This is a genomic window from Hyphomonas oceanitis (assembly GCF_036964545.1).
Taxonomy (GTDB): Bacteria; Pseudomonadota; Alphaproteobacteria; order Caulobacterales; family Hyphomonadaceae; genus Hyphomonas; species Hyphomonas oceanitis.
In genome coordinates this window covers 23,781-39,722 of record NZ_JBALTL010000007.1, presented here as the reverse complement: position 1 = coordinate 39,722, position 15,942 = coordinate 23,781, and the positions used below count along the sequence as shown (strand labels likewise).

General features: G+C 60.1%; 16 protein-coding genes and 2 tRNA genes. 11 read left to right on the top strand and 7 right to left on the bottom strand.

Features of this window, described 5'->3' with window-relative positions; genetic code table 11:
- Positions 1-2: 2 nt before the first annotated feature.
- The 5 genes from V7651_RS17305 to V7651_RS17285 all read right to left on the bottom strand — a co-directional run bounded on the left by V7651_RS17305 (position 3) and on the right by V7651_RS17285 (position 3,449).
- On the bottom strand, positions 3-851 hold the full coding sequence (locus V7651_RS17305; protein ID WP_034742371.1) for a universal stress protein: 849 nt from the start codon (positions 849-851) through the stop codon (positions 3-5).
- 12 nt (positions 852-863) lie between these two features.
- Positions 864-2,354, bottom strand: coding sequence for a SulP family inorganic anion transporter (locus V7651_RS17300; protein WP_206741482.1), 1,491 nt, complete (start codon positions 2,352-2,354; stop codon positions 864-866).
- Positions 2,296-2,526 carry a hypothetical protein gene (locus tag V7651_RS17295; RefSeq protein WP_155839356.1) on the bottom strand — a complete coding sequence of 77 codons (231 nt, stop codon included), beginning with the start codon at positions 2,524-2,526 and terminating at the stop codon, positions 2,296-2,298. Before V7651_RS17295 ends, V7651_RS17300 begins: the two co-directional genes overlap by 59 nt.
- A 511-nt stretch (positions 2,527-3,037) precedes the next feature.
- Positions 3,038-3,113 (bottom strand) — tRNA-Asn (locus V7651_RS17290).
- A 262-nt stretch (positions 3,114-3,375) separates the two neighbouring features.
- Positions 3,376-3,449 (bottom strand) — tRNA-Cys (locus V7651_RS17285).
- A gap of 146 nt (positions 3,450-3,595) precedes the next feature.
- Here V7651_RS17285 and V7651_RS17280 point away from each other — a divergent pair.
- From V7651_RS17280 to V7651_RS17255, 6 genes are all read left to right on the top strand, one after another.
- Positions 3,596-4,249, top strand: a complete 654-nt coding sequence (locus V7651_RS17280) for a protein-L-isoaspartate O-methyltransferase family protein (protein WP_335613899.1) — start codon at positions 3,596-3,598, stop codon at positions 4,247-4,249.
- Between the two features lie 136 nt (positions 4,250-4,385).
- Positions 4,386-5,690, top strand: coding sequence for a TolC family outer membrane protein (locus tag V7651_RS17275; RefSeq protein WP_084146198.1), 1,305 nt, complete (start codon positions 4,386-4,388; stop codon positions 5,688-5,690).
- A gap of 86 nt (positions 5,691-5,776) precedes the next feature.
- On the top strand, positions 5,777-6,448 hold the full coding sequence (locus V7651_RS17270; RefSeq protein ID WP_035537184.1) for a DUF2497 domain-containing protein: 672 nt from the start codon (positions 5,777-5,779) through the stop codon (positions 6,446-6,448).
- An 82-nt stretch (positions 6,449-6,530) separates the two neighbouring features.
- On the top strand, positions 6,531-9,479 hold the full coding sequence (locus V7651_RS17265) for a valine--tRNA ligase (protein WP_335613898.1): 2,949 nt from the start codon (positions 6,531-6,533) through the stop codon (positions 9,477-9,479).
- 40 nt (positions 9,480-9,519) lie between these two features.
- Positions 9,520-10,554: an isoaspartyl peptidase/L-asparaginase family protein gene (locus V7651_RS17260; RefSeq protein ID WP_335613897.1), complete on the top strand. Its 1,035-nt coding sequence runs from the start codon at positions 9,520-9,522 to the stop codon at positions 10,552-10,554.
- Between the two features lie 23 nt (positions 10,555-10,577).
- Complete coding sequence (locus tag V7651_RS17255; protein ID WP_335613896.1) at positions 10,578-11,612, top strand: DUF3137 domain-containing protein; 1,035 nt, start codon at positions 10,578-10,580, stop codon at positions 11,610-11,612.
- Positions 11,613-11,623: 11 nt separating this feature from the next.
- Here the strand turns inward: V7651_RS17255 and V7651_RS17250 are convergent, their stop codons facing one another.
- Positions 11,624-11,854 carry a hypothetical protein gene (locus tag V7651_RS17250; protein ID WP_335591637.1) on the bottom strand — a complete coding sequence of 77 codons (231 nt, stop codon included), beginning with the start codon at positions 11,852-11,854 and terminating at the stop codon, positions 11,624-11,626.
- 232 nt (positions 11,855-12,086) lie between these two features.
- Between V7651_RS17250 and V7651_RS17245 the strand changes: the two genes are divergently transcribed.
- Positions 12,087-12,464, top strand: coding sequence for a hypothetical protein (locus tag V7651_RS17245; protein ID WP_335613895.1), 378 nt, complete (start codon positions 12,087-12,089; stop codon positions 12,462-12,464).
- Positions 12,465-12,467: 3 nt separating this feature from the next.
- Here the strand turns inward: V7651_RS17245 and xth are convergent, their stop codons facing one another.
- The gene (gene xth / locus V7651_RS17240; RefSeq protein WP_335613894.1) at positions 12,468-13,244 is read right to left on the bottom strand and encodes an exodeoxyribonuclease III; all 777 of its coding nucleotides are present in this window, start codon (positions 13,242-13,244) and stop codon (positions 12,468-12,470) included.
- A gap of 87 nt (positions 13,245-13,331) precedes the next feature.
- Between xth and V7651_RS17235 the strand changes: the two genes are divergently transcribed.
- From V7651_RS17235 to V7651_RS17220, 4 genes are all read left to right on the top strand, one after another.
- Entirely contained in the window at positions 13,332-13,553 is a 222-nt protein-coding gene (locus V7651_RS17235; RefSeq protein WP_035537177.1) for a twin-arginine translocase TatA/TatE family subunit, read from the top strand.
- Between the two features lie 22 nt (positions 13,554-13,575).
- Positions 13,576-14,001, top strand: coding sequence for a Sec-independent protein translocase protein TatB (gene tatB, locus V7651_RS17230; RefSeq protein WP_051624624.1), 426 nt, complete (start codon positions 13,576-13,578; stop codon positions 13,999-14,001).
- A complete protein-coding gene (gene tatC, locus V7651_RS17225) occupies positions 13,998-14,825 on the top strand; it encodes a twin-arginine translocase subunit TatC (protein WP_035537176.1) in 828 nt (275 codons plus the stop codon). The genes tatB and tatC overlap by 4 nt, the downstream gene beginning before the upstream one ends.
- An 89-nt stretch (positions 14,826-14,914) precedes the next feature.
- A complete protein-coding gene (locus tag V7651_RS17220; RefSeq protein ID WP_335591642.1) occupies positions 14,915-15,886 on the top strand; it encodes an NYN domain-containing protein in 972 nt (323 codons plus the stop codon).
- Positions 15,887-15,942: the final 56 nt, after the last annotated feature.

Sequence of the window (15,942 nt, the reverse complement as noted above, 5' to 3'; positions counted from 1 at the left end):
TATTACCGGAAAAGCAGCAGCGGGATCGCGCACGACCGGATGAGCGCGGTCGTTGTTGAGCCAATAATCAGGCTGCGAATGCGCGAATGGCCATAAGCGCCCATTATCAGCAGGTCTGCATCGTCGCGTTCGGTTTCCTCGGCAATGATCTTTTCTGCATGGCCGGGCCGTTCTTTTGCAACGGCCTCATAACCCGCCTTGATGAGGCGGGCTGCTGCCGCGATCCCGCCGCGGGCGATATCTGAGCCCGCTTCGGCAACGCTGAAGACGGTGATACGCGGGCGATCGGCCAAGGGAGACTGGACCAGGCTGTCGAGTGCCTTACGCGCGCTGACTCCGTCATCGAACGCGAACACGGCATGCTGGATCGGCTTGAACGTCCGGCTGGCGATCAGAACCGGCCGGTGGACGGCTCGCACGACGCGCTCAAGATTTGAGCCAAGATGGAGCTTCTCAAAGTCTGCGCCTTCGCCGCGCTTGCCCATGACGATGAGGTCGCCGGCCCGCTTGACGAGGGAGTCGGCAATCTCCCCGGTGCGCAAGGCGAGGCTGACGTTCCCGATGCCCTGGCTTTCGAGGCGCTGCTGGGCAGCGTCGAGAATGGCACGGCCCCGCTCCTTGTCGAGCTGCGCGGTGCGGGCATCATGCTCAACAAGATCATCCAGGAGCGATGAACGGGCGCCGAGGCCGATGGCGCCTGACAGGTCCGTTGGCAAGGCGCCGGATTTTTGGGTGCTCAGAACATGGAGAAGCTCAATGTCCCCGCCATACTGGCGGGCTGCCCAAGCGGCATGGTCGCAGACGCTGTGGGTATAAACCGAGCCATCGATGAGTGCGAGAATATGGGTCATTGTCGTTCCTCCCTAGTGCGACATCAGCTTGTCGATCGCACCAGGCTTGTCGTGGATGGCGAGCTTGTCGACGATGGTTTCGCTGGCTTCGTTGAGGCCGATGATTTCAACTTTAGCACCTTCGCGCCTGAATTTCAGCACGATCATATCGAGCGCGGCCACGCTGGAAATGTCCCAGATATGGGCCTGGCTTACATCAATGATCACCTCATCGAGCGCTTCCTTCAGATCGAAGGCGGCATTGAAGGCCTCCACCGACGCGAAGAACACCTGGCCTTCCACCCTGTAGCGGCGCGTGCGGCCGCCTGCGGACAGTTCCGATGAGACCCGGAAAATCTGAGAAATCTTTCCGGCGAAAAACACGCCGGACAGTAGCACGCCGATCAGTACCCCGATGGCGAGGTTATGGCTGAAGATAACGCCGGCAACAGTCGCTAGCATGACGATCGACGAGCTGCGCGGATGGACCCGCAGGTTTTTGAGCGACGACCAGCTGAACGTGCCGATGGAGACCATGATCATGATGGCGACAAGGGCAGCCATCGGGATACGGCTCACCCAGTCTCCGATCAGGAGGATCATGGCCAGCAGGAAAATGCCCGCAGATAGCGTCGAAAGTCGTCCGCGGCCGCCTGATTTTATGTTGATGATTGACTGGCCGATCATGGCGCAGCCCGCCATGCCGCCGAAGAAACCGGTGATCGTATTGGCAACGCCCTGGCCAACACATTCGCGGTTCCGGTCGCTCGGCGTGTCGGTGAGTTCATCGACTATCGTGGCCGTCATCAGGGACTCAAGCAGGCCGACGACGGCGACGGCGAGCGCATAAGGGAAGATGATTTGCAGGGTTTCCAAGGTCAGCGGGATGTCCGGGATCAGGAACATTGGCAGGGTGGCGGGCAACTCGCCCATATCGCCGACGGTGCGGACATCCAGGCCGAAAGCAATGGCGATGGCCGAGAGCGCAATGATGCAGATAAGGGGCGAGGGCACCGCACGCGTGAGCAGGGGGAAGAGATAGATGATGGCCAGGCCAAGAGCGACCATTGGATAGGTCAGCATCGGGACACCCACGAGTTCGGGAATCTGGGCGAGGAAGATCAGGATGGCCAGGGCATTGACGAAGCCTGTAATGACCGAACGTGAGACGAACCGCATCAGCTGGCCAAGTCTGAGGAGGCCAGCTAGAATTTGAAGAAGACCTGCCAGGACGGTCGCCGCGAGCAGATATTCAAGACCATGATCCTTCACCAAGGTGACCATGAGCACGGCAGTTGCGGCGGTCGCCGCTGAGATCATACCGGGGCGCCCACCCGCGATGGCGGTGACGACCGCGATACAGAATGAGGCGTAAAGTCCAACCTTTGGATCGACGCCCGCGATAATTGAGAAAGCAATAGCTTCGGGAATGAGGGCGAGAGCCACGACAAGGCCGGCGAGCAGGTCACCGCGAATATTGAAAAACCAAATGTCCTTTAAAGAGGTGAGGGCTGGCAGCGGCATTGGGGTTATTTCCCTCTTGCAGATCGGGTGCGCTTGCACCTCTCAAGGCGGCAAACGCGAGCGTGTGACTTCGATTTCGGATAATTAGACTGAACGCATCCAGCAGCATGCAGCGGCGCAGCACATGCACCGGATAGAGCGTGCGGACACGTTTTGCAAGATCCTGCGCCATGAGCGGCTAGCAAAAGCTGCATTGGCCTGTCAGCAGGTAGGTTGGCGAGGGGCAGGCCTTGTTGTGCCAAGGCTAGATTGATGGCGCTAATTTGGTACAGCCGCAGATCCCAAGCTTAAGCCACGCCATTTTGTAATCACAGGGGCGGGAGTTCGAGTCTCCCAACCGGCACCACTGGAAACAAGGGCTTGGCGCCTTTTGAAATTGGTGGCCGCGATGCGAGGAAGCACACAGGGAGGCCCCGCATCACCCCTTAACGTGTGAAAGCGGCCAGAAGATGGGAATGATGACAACGGCGACGATGAGCATAAGATTGGAGGGGGGGGTGAAGAGAATTGAACCCTCGTATTTAGATTGGAACGGTTAAAACTCGGTCCCGAATCCTGCGGCAACGATCAATCTCGTTCATTACGGTTGCACCATACCCGGCTTTTTTGTGGGGCGGGTTGTGGGGCGAAATTGTTTAAAAATAGAAATAACACAATAAAAACAATTAGTTGCGTGAGGTTGTTGGCTCCGCGAGTAGGACTCGAACCTACGACCGGGCGATTAACAGTCGCCTGCTCTACCAACTGAGCTATCGCGGATCAGCCGAGAGCGGGTGAATAGCAGACCGATGGTCCGGTTCAAGCCCCAACATGCTGCTCCTGTCCAAAAACTTGTGTTCGGACAAAAAAATGGCGGAAGCTGAAAGCTCCCGCCGAGGCGTTGGGTGATGGTGGGTGTCTCCAAGAGAAGACATGCCCAAGATCGCCCGAATTGGTTAACGCGCCGTAAATGATTAACCAGCAAACGCGCAAAATTAGCGCAAGAATGCGTTAAGAATGATCCAAATCTGTGGATTGCGTCTGGAGGCTCCACCCGGAATCGAACCGGGGTGCGCGGATTTGCAATCCGCTGCGTCACCACTCCGCCATAGAGCCTGACCAGAGGCGCGTCACTAGCAAGCAAAAGGCAGGCTTTCAATCAGCGTTTTCACCACCCGTGCGTTTATCGCGCATTGCGTGGGGCGCGGCCCATGCTAAAGGGCGGTTATACGTCCGTTTTTACCAGAGGAAGGCGCGCGCCCATGAGCTTTGACGCAGCCCGCGAGATCATGGTGGATAGCCAGATCCGCCCGAATGATGTCTCCGATGCACCGATCGTTTCGGCTTTCCTGCGCACGCCGCGCGAGGCCTTTGTGCCGAACTCCCGCAAATCGGTGGCCTATTCCGAACTGGAAATCGCGACATCGCCCGGCCGTTCGCTCTGGATTCCGCGCGATACCGGCAAGCTGATCAAGTTGGCTGCGATTCGGCCGACCGATATTGTGCTCGTCATCGGGGCAGGGGCTGGCTATGAGGCTGCCCTTATCAGCCACCTGTCGGAAACCGTCATTGCGCTTGAGGAAACGACCGAGCTGGTAGACGCCATGTCGGAGCGCTTTGCGACGCTTCGCCTTGATCGTGCGGTGGCCGTTGAAGGCAATATCGCTGCAGGCCTGCCGGACCAGGCGCCGTTTGACGTTATTTATGTGTGCGGCATGGTCGAAACCGTTCCGGACGCGTGGACCGCTCAACTGGCTGATGGCGGACGCCTCGCGACGGTTGTCATGGAGCGCGAAGGCCTTGGGCGCGGCAAAGTGTTCACGAAGGCGGGCGACACGGTTGCGGCGCGTGACGGCTTTGACGCCTTCCCGCCCAAGTTCGAGCAGTTCAATCGCAAGCAGGCCTTCGTTTTTTAAAGTCAGACTGCGCTGATTGCCCGCATCATAAGAATTATTCTCAGCGTTTAAGACTCCCGAAAAGTGAACAGTGTTCACTATATCTTCGGGCGTCGCTATATGATGCTGCTGAAACCGGGTTATCAAGGAGCTCAGGATGCGTGTGAAGTATCGTTGCCTTATGGGTGCGGCGGTCGTTGCGATGATTGCCGGAAGCTCTGCTACGGCGGAAACGCTGGATCAGGCAATCGCCTCGGCCTTTGCGACAAACCCCCAGCTCGACATCCAGCGATATGAGACCGACGTGGCGCGTGAGAGCCTTGCGCAAGCCCGTTCAGGCGGCCGCGCGACGCTGAATGTCGTCGGCAGTGCCGGTTACGAATATGTCGATACGACGTCGCCGTTTGCCTTCGGACTTGGTGACCGTCCGATTGCCAACGCGCAGGTCCAGGCCGTGCAGCCGCTCTATACGGGCGGGCGTGTCAGCGCCGGCATTCGGCAGGCAAAGGCCGGCATCAGCGCCGCGAAGTCGCAATATGATGCTGCCCAGCAGGACATGATTCTCCAGGTCGTGACGGCCTATGTCGACGTGCGCCGCGACCGTGAGGCGGTTACGATTCGCAAGAACAATGTCGATGTTACAGGCGAGCAGGTCCGCGCCGCCGATGACCGATTCGAAGTCGGGGTTGTCACGCGGACGGACGTTTCGCTCTCTAATGCGCGCCTTGAAGGTGCACGTGCCGCGCTGGCTGGCGCCGAAGCGCAGCTTGAGGCCAGCGAAGCCAATTACCAGTTCCTCACCAGCCTGAAGCCGGGCGACCTGCCGCCACCACCGCCACTGCCGCCTCTGCCGCGCTCGATTGATGAGGCGGTGAAGATTGCGCTTGATGGCAATCCGGATATCCAAGCCGCGCGTCATTCCGAGCGCGCTGCAAGCGAAGCGATCTCGGTCGCAAAATCGCAGTACCGGCCACAGATCAGCATCGTTGGCACTGCTGGCGTCGATTCGACCTATGGTGATCCGGAGCAGCGCAATACAAGCGTTTCTGCCGTTGCTCAGGGCCGAATCCCGATTCTTTCTGGTGGCCTGATCAAGAGCCAGGTCAGTGAAGCGCGTCTGCGCCGCGACCAGGCGCGCCAGCAGATCGACCTGCTTGAACGCCAAGTCCGCGCACAGATCGCACAGGCCTGGTATGGCTACGATGCGTCGCTGCGCTCGATCGAGGCGTCTCGCCGTCAGGTGGATGCCGCCGAGATCGCCTATGACGGTGCGAAGGAAGAACTCGCCGTCGGCGTGCGCACGACTCTCGACGTTCTGGACCAGGAACAGCAACTGTTTGAGGCGCGACTCGCGCTGGTACAGTCCGAGCGTGATGCCTATGTCGCAGCGTTTCGACTTCTGCGTGCGGCTGGCGAGCTGGACAAGCCTGTTCCCACTGGCGCCGCGCCGGAAATCGAATAAGGTTAACATCGTCAAGCGGTTGTTAACTGATACATCTTATCCATTAACCTGTACTGATTCTGATGGGTAAAGAGTAAGGGGCTGACATGGCCAACGAAGCGCACAAGGAACCGACGATGGAGGAAATCCTCGCGTCGATCCGCAAGATAATCTCAGAGGACGATGCCACGACGGCCCGCCGTCCCGGTGCGCCGACTCCTGTTCGCGAGGAAGCGGTCGAGGAAGAGGATGATGGCGGTTTTTCCGACATGGCGTTCGATCCGGTTGAGGAAGATGTCGATGAGGGCATCTTCGAGGCCGAGGAAGACGACACGTTCGTGCTGGAAGAGCCGGAGCAAGTCGCAGAGGAAAGCGAGCCGGAGCCTGCTGATTCGTTTGAGGATCTGCTTATGGCCGCTCGCTCTGTCGAAGAGCCTGAGCCAGCTCCGACCTTCCGTCATGAACCCGAACCGGAGCCGGAACCCATCCCGGAACCTGCCCCCCGTCAAAAAGCCTATGCTCCTGTGGAGAATGAAATGCCCGCCAGCGCCCGCTACCAGCAGACCGTCCTGACCGACGACTCAACGTCCGATGCCGCCGCCGGCGCACTCGGCAAGCTGATCTCCAAAATGGATTTCGGCGGCGACAACACGATTGAGGGTCTCGTCCGCGAACTGCTCAAGCCGATGATCAAGGACTGGCTCGACGCCAACCTGCCCGGCATTGTCGAGGAAAAGGTCGAAGCGGAAGTACAGCGCATCGCCCGCATGGCGCGCTAGCCTCTCCCGCCAAAATGTTTATAGGGAAGGGCGCGCTGCCACTGGCGCGCCCTTTTCTTTTGTCCTGGAATACGCCTGACCCATGCTCGACCAACGATTTGACCCCGCCGAAGCCGAAACACGCCTCTACAAGGCCTGGGAGGCACGCGGATGCTTCAAGCCTTCGGGCGATACCAGCGCGCAAGCCTATTCCATCGTCATCCCGCCACCGAACGTCACCGGCGTGCTGCACATGGGCCATGCGCTGAACAATACGCTGCAGGACGTGCTGGTCCGCTTCGAGCGGATGCGTGGCAAGAACGTGCTCTGGCAGGCAGGCACCGACCATGCTGGCATTGCCACGCAGATGGTTGTCGAGCGCCAGCTGGCCGAAGCAGGCAATGAAAGCCGTCGCGAGATGGGGCGTGATGCCTTCGTGGACCGCGTCTGGGCGTGGAAAGAGGAATCCGGCGGCGCCATTGTTGGCCAGCTGAAGCGCCTTGGCGCCTCGTGCGACTGGTCTCGCCTCGCCTTCACGATGGGCGACCGGGCCGAGCCCGACAACAACATGATGCGCGCCGTCACCAAAGTGTTCGTCGAGCTTTACAAGAAGGGCCTGATCTATCGCGACAAGCGCCTCGTGAACTGGGACCCGCATTTCCAGACCGCGATCTCGGACCTCGAAGTCGACCAGCGCGAAGTCAACGGCCATTACTGGCACCTGCGCTATCCGCTGGCGGACGGGGTGACCTACCTGCACCCGGTCAAGGACGAGGAGGGCAACGTCACCGGATCTGAGATGCGTGACTATATCGTGGTCGCCACCTCGCGCCCTGAAACCATGCTCGGCGATACGGGCGTGGCCGTTCACCCGGAAGACGCGCGCTATGCGGGCCTTGTGGGCAAGTACGTGGAGCTGCCGATTGTCGGCCGCCGCGTGCCGATCATCGCGGACGAGTATGCGAACCCTGAAAAAGGCTCCGGCGCCGTGAAGATCACGCCGGCGCATGATTTCAACGACTTTGAAGTCGGCAAGCGCGCGGGGCATACGCCGCTGAACATCCTTAACGCCACGGCGCATATCGTCGATGGCGCTGACGCGGAGGCGGCGGGCATCCCGGCTGACTATCGTGGGCTCGACCGGTTCGATGCGCGCAAGAAAGTGGTTGAGGCGTTCGAGGCGCTGGAACTGCTGCAGGAAATCGAGAACCTCAAGATCGAGCAGCCCTTTGGCGACCGGTCGAACGTGGTGATCGAGCCGTGGATGACCGACCAGTGGTATGTCGATGCCAAGACCATAGCCCAGCCAGCAATCGCCGCCGTGAAAGAGGGCAAGACCCGCTTCGTGCCGGAGAACTGGGAAAAGACCTATTACAACTGGATGGACAACATCCAGCCCTGGTGCATCAGCCGCCAGCTCTGGTGGGGACACCGGATTCCCGTTTGGTATGGTCCGGCTCCTGAGACCTTAGATCAAATGATCCAACTCTTCGAGTGGTCGGAAACTCACTCTGTGCCTCAAGGCACCACGCAAAAAATACCTTCAGAGCTTAGCTTCAGTCCAATTGAAACTGAGGTTTGCGCACAAACAGAAGCTGACGCGATAAAATTGTTCCAAGCGAAGTGGGGAGATAAGGTTCGGGCCGTTTCTGGAGGTGACTGGTCTCCTGGGAGAGCTGCAGCCAACGTTCTGCGTATGAAGCGTGCGGACGACGGAAAACTGGAGCTTGCAATAAGCCAAGACGTTGACGTCCTCGACACATGGTTCTCGTCCGCGCTTTGGCCATTCTCGACCATGGGCTGGCCGGACAAGACGCCTGAGCTGGACGCATTTTATCCCACCGCCACGCTCGTCACCGCCTTTGACATCATCTTCTTCTGGGTTGCCCGGATGATGATGATGGGCATCGAGTTCATGGGCGAAGTTCCGTTCAAGGATGTCTACATTCACGCCCTCGTCCTCGACGAGAAGGGCCAGAAGATGTCCAAGTCCAAGGGCAATGTCATGGACCCGCTGGAACTGGTGAACGAATACGGCGCCGATGCGCTGCGTTTCACCATGGGCCGGATGGCCGGGCAGGGGCGCAACATTCGCCTCTCGAAACAGGCCGTCGAAAGCAACCGCAACTTCGCGACCAAGCTTTGGAACGCGGCGCGCTTTGCCGAGATGAACGAGTGCGGCGCACCGGGCGAGATCGATTTCGCCAAGGTGACGAGCCCCGTGAACCGCTGGGTTCTGGGCGAGCTTGCCGCGTGCGAAGCCGAGGCCACGAAAGCTATTGAAGAATACCGCTTCAATGATGCGGCGGGCGCGCTCTACAAGTTCATCTGGAACGTGCTCTGCGACTGGTATCTCGAACTCATCAAGCCGCTGCTGATGGGCATGGACGACACGGCCAAGCAGGAGACGCGCGACGTGTGCGGCTATGTGCTCGACGAGACGCTGAAGCTGCTGCACCCGTTCATGCCGTTCGTGACGGAAGAATTGTGGGAGCGCCGCGCCGCGGGCCGCGTGGACGAGCAGGGTTTCCTCATGCTCCAGTCCTGGCCGGAATATGACATCGCGCGCGATGCCGAAGCCGACGACGAGATCCAGTGGGTGATCGACCTGATCACTGAAGTCCGCTCACTGCGCAATGATCTCGGCGTGCCGGCTGGCTCGAAGATTCCGCTGTCGCTGGTCAATGCTGGCCCGGTCATTGAGGATCGCGCTTACCGTCACGAAGATATCCTCAAACGCATCGCGCGCCTTGAAGACATTGTTGTCAGTGAGTCGGTTCCGGATGGCGCCGTGTCGACGGTTGTGGGCGAAACGGTTGTGGCGCTCGGTATTGCCGATCAGATCGACGTGGCTGAGGCGCGCAAGCGGCTCGACAAGGAGATCGGCCAGCTCGACAAGGACATCATGTCGACCGAGAAGAAGCTCGGCAACGAGGCCTTTGTCTCCAAGGCGCCGCCCGAGATCGTGGAAGAGAACCGCGAGCGTATCATCGACTGGACGGGCCGCCGCGAAAAGCTCAAGGCCGCCCGTAAAAGCCTTGAAGACCTGTAGGTAATCAGTCCATCCTGCCTTCAGAAAACTGGAGGCGGCGATGACACTGAAATCCCTGACGATCCTGGCGGGCGCTGGCCTGTTCCTGGCAGCGTGTGCAACTCCGGTTGAACCTGAGCCTGTTGCGGCCCCGGAATGGCATCTTGCGATCCATGGCGGCGCAGGCGTGATCCTGCGCGAGAACATGACTGCTGAAGAAGAAGCTGCCTATACTGCGGGTCTCAACGCGGCCCTCGAAGCCGGGGCAGCCGTGCTGCGCGAGGGCGGTAGCGCGGTGGACGCGGTGCAGGCCGCTGTCATTCCGATGGAAGACAATCCGCTGTTCAATGCGGGTTATGGCGCTGTGTTTGCGGCCAATGGCACGCATGAGCTGGACGCCTCTATCATGGACGGGCGTGACCGCGATGCGGGCGCCGTTGCGGGCGTGATGCGCGTGAAGAACCCGATCCTTGCGGCGCGCGCCGTGATGGACGAGTCCGAGCATGTCATGTTCGCCGGGCCGGCGGCGGACCAGTTTGCGGATGTGCAGGGGCTCGAAATGGTCCTGAACTCCTATTTCGACACAGACCGCAGGCGTGAAGCGCTGGACCGACTTCTGGAATCACGCGCGGGCAAACCGCTTGCGGAATTGCGCACGGCAGAAGAGCGCTTCGGGACGGTGGGCGCTGTCGCCATAGACAGCGCCGGAAATCTCGCCGCCGCCACAACGACAGGCGGCATGACGGCCAAGGCGCCGGGCCGGGTGGGCGATGCCCCGCTGATCGGTGCGGCGACCTATGCCGAGAACGGCGTCTGCGCCGTATCGGCCACGGGGCATGGCGAGTATTTCATCCGTGTTGGCGTCGCCAAGACGATCTGCGACCGGGTGAAGTTCCGGGATGAAAGTGTCGGCACGGCTGCGGGTGTGGCGCTTGGCGAAGTCGCAGCGCTAGGCGGCGACGGCGGCGTGATCGTCATCGACGGCGCCGGGAATGTGGATTTCGTTTTCAACTCGGCCGGCATGTATCGCGGCGAGATCAGCCCGTCGGGATCATCGACAGCCATATTCCGTGAGCCGGTTGAGGTGGACGAATAGATGCAGACGCGAAACGACGACCTATGACGGACCAGACACCTGACCTTCCCGGCGGCGAGCCGCCCCGGGTGGACCCCGAAATCACGGTGGCCCTTGCCGACCTGCCAGCTGCCTTCCAGCACTTCGGACAGGTCTTTCAGGATGAGATTCGCCCTGCGTTGCAGGCGCGTGAGGGCGATAGATTGGCGGCCGTCGGCAAGGCGCGACAGGCGCGTTATGTTGGCGGGGCGATCGGTGTCATCGGCGTTCTGGTTGCCCTCTTCGTGGCGAAGATGCCCTTTGTGGCCTTTATCGCGGCCATTGTCGGCTTCGGCTATGTCTGGTGGGGCTCGCGGGACATCACCAAGCTTGCCAAGGAGGCCAAGACGCTGCTGGTCACGCCGGTCGCGCGTCAGTTCGAACTCAGCTTCAATGCCGATCCGGGGCAGGTGGACGCGATCCATAAGCATCGGGAAATAGGTCTCGTGCCGAGCTGGGACAGGGCCAGCTATGAGGATCTCGTCACCGGCGCGCGCAAGGGCGTGGAGTTCGAACTGTTCGAGGCGCACCTGGAAGAACGCCGCCAGACCACCGATTCCAAGGGCCGTTCCCAGACGCGCTGGGTCACCGTCTTCAAAGGCCAGTGCCTGCGCTTTGAATTCGACAAGGTTTTCTACGGCCGCACGCTGGTGACGCGCGATGCCGGCTTCTTCAACCGCTTTGGTGGCGGCAAGGGCATGCAGCGGGCGAGCCTTGAGGACCCTGTCTTCGAGAAGATCTTTGAGGTCTACACGACCGATCAGGTCGAGAGCCGTTACCTTCTGACACCGGACCTGATGCAGAAGCTGGTCGACATGGAAGAGGCGTTCCATGGCGGCAAGCTGAAATGCTGCTTCGATGGTGGCGACATGTTCATCACGCTGCAGGGCGGCAACCTGTTCGAACCTGGCACCATGTTCAAGCGGCTGGATGATCCGGACCGGGTGCGCGAGCTGCTTAGCGACTTCGCGGCCGTGTTCAACATTATCGACTCGGTCGTCGCCAACCGCCGCGCACAGGATCCGCGCGCGGGCGGCTGACGGTTGACCGGTCAGGCCAGATGAGTTGCAGCCGTGCTCGCCACGCCATCGGAGTCCATAGGCAGGGCAGGGACAGTGAAGGCTGCCAGCATCGCGATGGGCAGGATCAATGTCCATTTCGGGGCCCAGCGGGCGCGGCTGAGATCAGCCGGTATTTCGAGCGGGGCGACCAGTTGATCAAGCGTAACGGCAACGTCCAGTGCCGGGCGTTGTGTGGTGGTTTGTGGGTTCAAGGCGGTCATTGGTCTGTCTCCTGAATAGCTCGCTATGTGAGCGAACAATCACAAAATCGTCTCTGAATACGGCAAAAATGTGGCCAAGTGAGCAATTGATCATTTTTTAATCTTTGGGCGTTCGGCGGGCTTTGGAATGGGGCGGACGCTGCCCCAATTGAGGCCAGTCTGTGACGGCTTTATTCAGGTTTGCTTCAGCCGCTATCGGGCATTAGGCAGGATATTGAAGAAGGGCCCCGCCATGATCCGTTTGCTCCTTGCCTCGCTCGCTGTGGCCGTCGCAATGCCGGCGGCTGCAGATACGCTCTCGCCGAAACAGGTTGAGCGCTGCAAGGCCATGCAGGTGACGTTGGCACCGAAGAAGACTGAGCTGGAAGCCGCGACGGCCAACCGGGACGCGCTGGCGGCCAAGGCTGAGGCGCTTGGCGACAGCTATGAGGATGCACAGATTGTGCGCCTGGCTTCGGCGTCCAACGCCAAGGCCGCCGATTCCGCCAAGGCCGAATTCGATGCTGCCAAGCGGGCTTTCGCGCAGGCGGAGTTCGCGTTGCAGGCCAATGCGCGGCAGTACAATCAGGACGTGGCTGACTACAACCAGTCTTGCACGCCTAAAAAATAGGCATCAGTCCTGAAAAGTGCCGATCACGGGCACATGGTCTGAAGGTTTTTCCAGCTCGCGCGCCTTGCGGTAAATCTCGACGCCGCTCAGCCGGTCTGCCGCCTGTGGCGAGCAGAGAAGATGGTCAATGCGGATGCCGTGATCCTTGGGGAAGGCGCCGCCCTGATAGTCCCAGAACGTGTACTGGTGCGCGCGGCCGTCGCACATGTCGAACACATCGGTCAGGCCGAGATTGCGCAGGCGCCGGAAGGCTTGCCTCGTTTCAGGCAGGGCAAGGGCATCATCCGCCCAGACCGTCTCGTCCCAGCTGTCATCAATGCCCGGGATGACGTTGTAGTCGCCGCAGAGGACAAAGGCCTCTTCCTGCTTCAGCAGCTGACGCGCATGGCCCTCAAGCGCCTCCATCCATTCAAGTTTATAGTCATATTTCACGCCGGGCGCAGGGTTGCCATTGGGCAGGTAGATCGCGCCGACGCGGATTGGCGTCTCCGCCATGACCAGCGCCTCGATATAGCGCGACTGGTCGTCCTCAAGGGTCGAAAGGCCCTTCTGGACATCATCCAGCGGGTATTTCGAGAGGATAGCCACGCCATTGTAGGATTTCTGCCCGTGAACGGCGCAGGTCCAGCCCAGTTCCTCAAGCTCCATATAGGGAAAGCCGTCAGTCTCACACTTGAGTTCCTGAAGGCAGACGACGTCACATTCGATTGCGCCCAGCACTTCCAGAACAGTGGAAAGGCGGGCCTTGATCGAGTTGACATTCCAGGTCGCGATACGCATGCCACTTCCTTTAACAGCTTCGCCCCATTGTTCCAGCAGGAACGGAGCGCTATGCTGCAATGCGAAACACCTAATCAGGAGGCCCCAATGGGCTCAGTCGGACCTCTCCAGATCGTTCTCGTCATCGTGGTGGCATTGCTGCTGTTCGGCGGCCGTGGGCGGATTTCTTCCATCATGGGCGATATGGCCAAGGGTGTGAAATCTTTCCGCAAGGGTCTTTCGGATGATGATGAGCCCAAGGCTGTCGACAAGGACGACCTTGTTGATGTGACCCCGAAGAAGAAAGACGAGTCGAAAGTCTCGTCATAGTGTTCCTGGTGGAGGGCGCATAATGCTGCCCGGCGTCGGATTTTCCGAACTCCTTGTCCTGGCCCTTGCGGCGCTCATTATCGTGGGCCCGAAGGATTTGCCTTTGATGATGCGCAAGGTCGGCCAGATGGTCGGCAAGGGCCGCGCCATGGCACGTGAATTCCAGGCCGCCTTTGAAGACATTGCCCGCCAGAGCGAGCTGGAAGAGCTGCGCAAGGAAATCGAAGACCTCAAGCGCACCAACATGATGACCGAAGCGCAGGCCGACCTCGCCAATATGGAAGGCGAGATCAATTCCGCCGTTATGAAGAAGACCATGGCCGAGGAAAAGGCTGCCGCTGAGGCAGCCGCAAAGCCTGCTGCACCCGCCCCCGAAACGGCCGAGGCAACAGCAGACACCGCATCGCCTGAAGCGCCTGCGCCCAAGTCCAAGGACGATGCTGCGTGAACACCACCCCGCCCAAGGACGAACAGCCTGAAATCCTGGATGATGAAGTTGAGGCGAGCCGCGCCCCGCTGCTCGAGCACCTGACCGAGCTGCGCACACGCCTGATCATTTCGCTGAGCGTACTGGGTATTGCCTCGCTCGGCTGTTTCTTCGTCGCCCAGCCAATCTATGACTTCCTGCTCGCGCCCTTCGCCGCCAAGGCCGAAGCGCTGCGCGGCGCACCGCTGGAGCTGATCTTCACGGCGCCGATGGAATTCTTCTTCGCCAAGGTGAAGCTCGCCTTGTTTGCAGGCATCTTCCTGTCATTCCCGGTTATCGCCTGGCAGATATACGCCTTCGTCGCGCCTGGCCTCTACAAGAACGAGCGCGGGGCCTTCTGGCCCTTCCTCGTCTTTGCGCCGCTGCTTTTTACCGCCGGCGCGGCCTTCGTCTACGTGCTGATGCTGCCCATGCTGGCGCGCTTCTCGATCTCGCAGGAGCAGATCAACAGCGGCGTCGCGACGATCAAGCTCCTGCCCAAAGTGTCAGAATACCTGTCGCTGGTGATGGCGCTGATGTTGGCCTTCGGCATCTCGTTCCAGCTGCCGGTGATCCTCACGCTGCTGGCCAAGATCGGCATCATCACGGCGCAGACGCTGATCAGTGGTCGCAAGTATGCCATCGTGATCATTCTCCTCTTCTCGGCCGTGTTCACGCCGCCGGACATCATCTCCCAGCTCCTGCTAACGGGACCTGTCTATCTCCTGTATGAGATCTCGATTTTCTGCGTGAAACTGATTGAGAAGAAGCAGGCTGAACTGGACGCCGACTCACCCGCTGAATAGTTAATTTTGGTGCGGTGCACGGTTGCTTTCCGGCGTCGGATGTAGAACATCTGTCACTCGCTCAGTCCGCGAATCAGGGAGAAACCCTTTTGTCACGCGTTAACAGCGTCCTGCTTGTCGACTTCGACAATATCCACGCTGCGACGGGCGAGGCCTTCACTGAAAAAGTCGCTAACTGGGTTCTCTGGCTGGAGGATGGCGCGCTGTCGCACCGCCAGAAACGCCGCAAGTTCCTGAGCAAACGCGTCTATTGGAACCTGCAGCACGATGTGCACAGGCAGACATTCGAGGCCGCGGGCTTTGAGGCTTTCAACTGCCGTGCCTTTGCGAAGAACAAGATCAGCTCCGGCAAGAGTTCGGCCGATATCGTGCTGACAATGGATGCCGTCCAGATGACTGATCGGCTTAAGAACGTTCAAGAAATCATCGTCCTGACGACCGATTCCGATTTCGTGCCTGTGGTGAATCGCATCCAGTCTCCACGTTTGCGTGTCGTCGCCGGTGGCAAGGAAACCGACCCCACTTACGAACTCTACAGCCAGCATGCCGATGCGGTGATCCATATGTCGGCCCTGAAGGCCGCGTGTGAGTATGAGCGCACCAAACGCAAATGGTATCGCTTCCGCAGTCCGCCTCCTGAAGTGCCCGAACCGCGGCTGGTTCAGGAGCGCCGCTCGCCCCTGATGATGAGGGTGCGCAGTGCCGTGCGTGACGAGATGGATTCGCGCAGCGAAGAGCCCCGACCGGACGACGAGCACCCGCACCTTACGCGCGCTGCCGAACTCGTCATGCAGCTTGGTGCCCGCACGCCGGACCAGCCCATCGCGCGCGAGAAGATCATCAAGGCCCTCGGCGCCATTCCGGATTTCACGCCGACGCCGCAAAAGGGCAAACCGGCCTGGTTCGGCCTGCGCAATTTCGCGGTGATGATGATGCGACTGCGAGCGCTTGAGCCCTGCATTGAGGTGCGCCCGCAAAAGCGTAACGGCACGCAGGTGATCTGCCGGATGCCTGACAAGGCCGTGAAGTCGGCCGTGACACAGGCCGAAGCGCGCGCCTGAGACCATTTCGAACAGTGGACGCCGCGCGCCGCGCGCATTAGAGCGGGTGGCAAAGC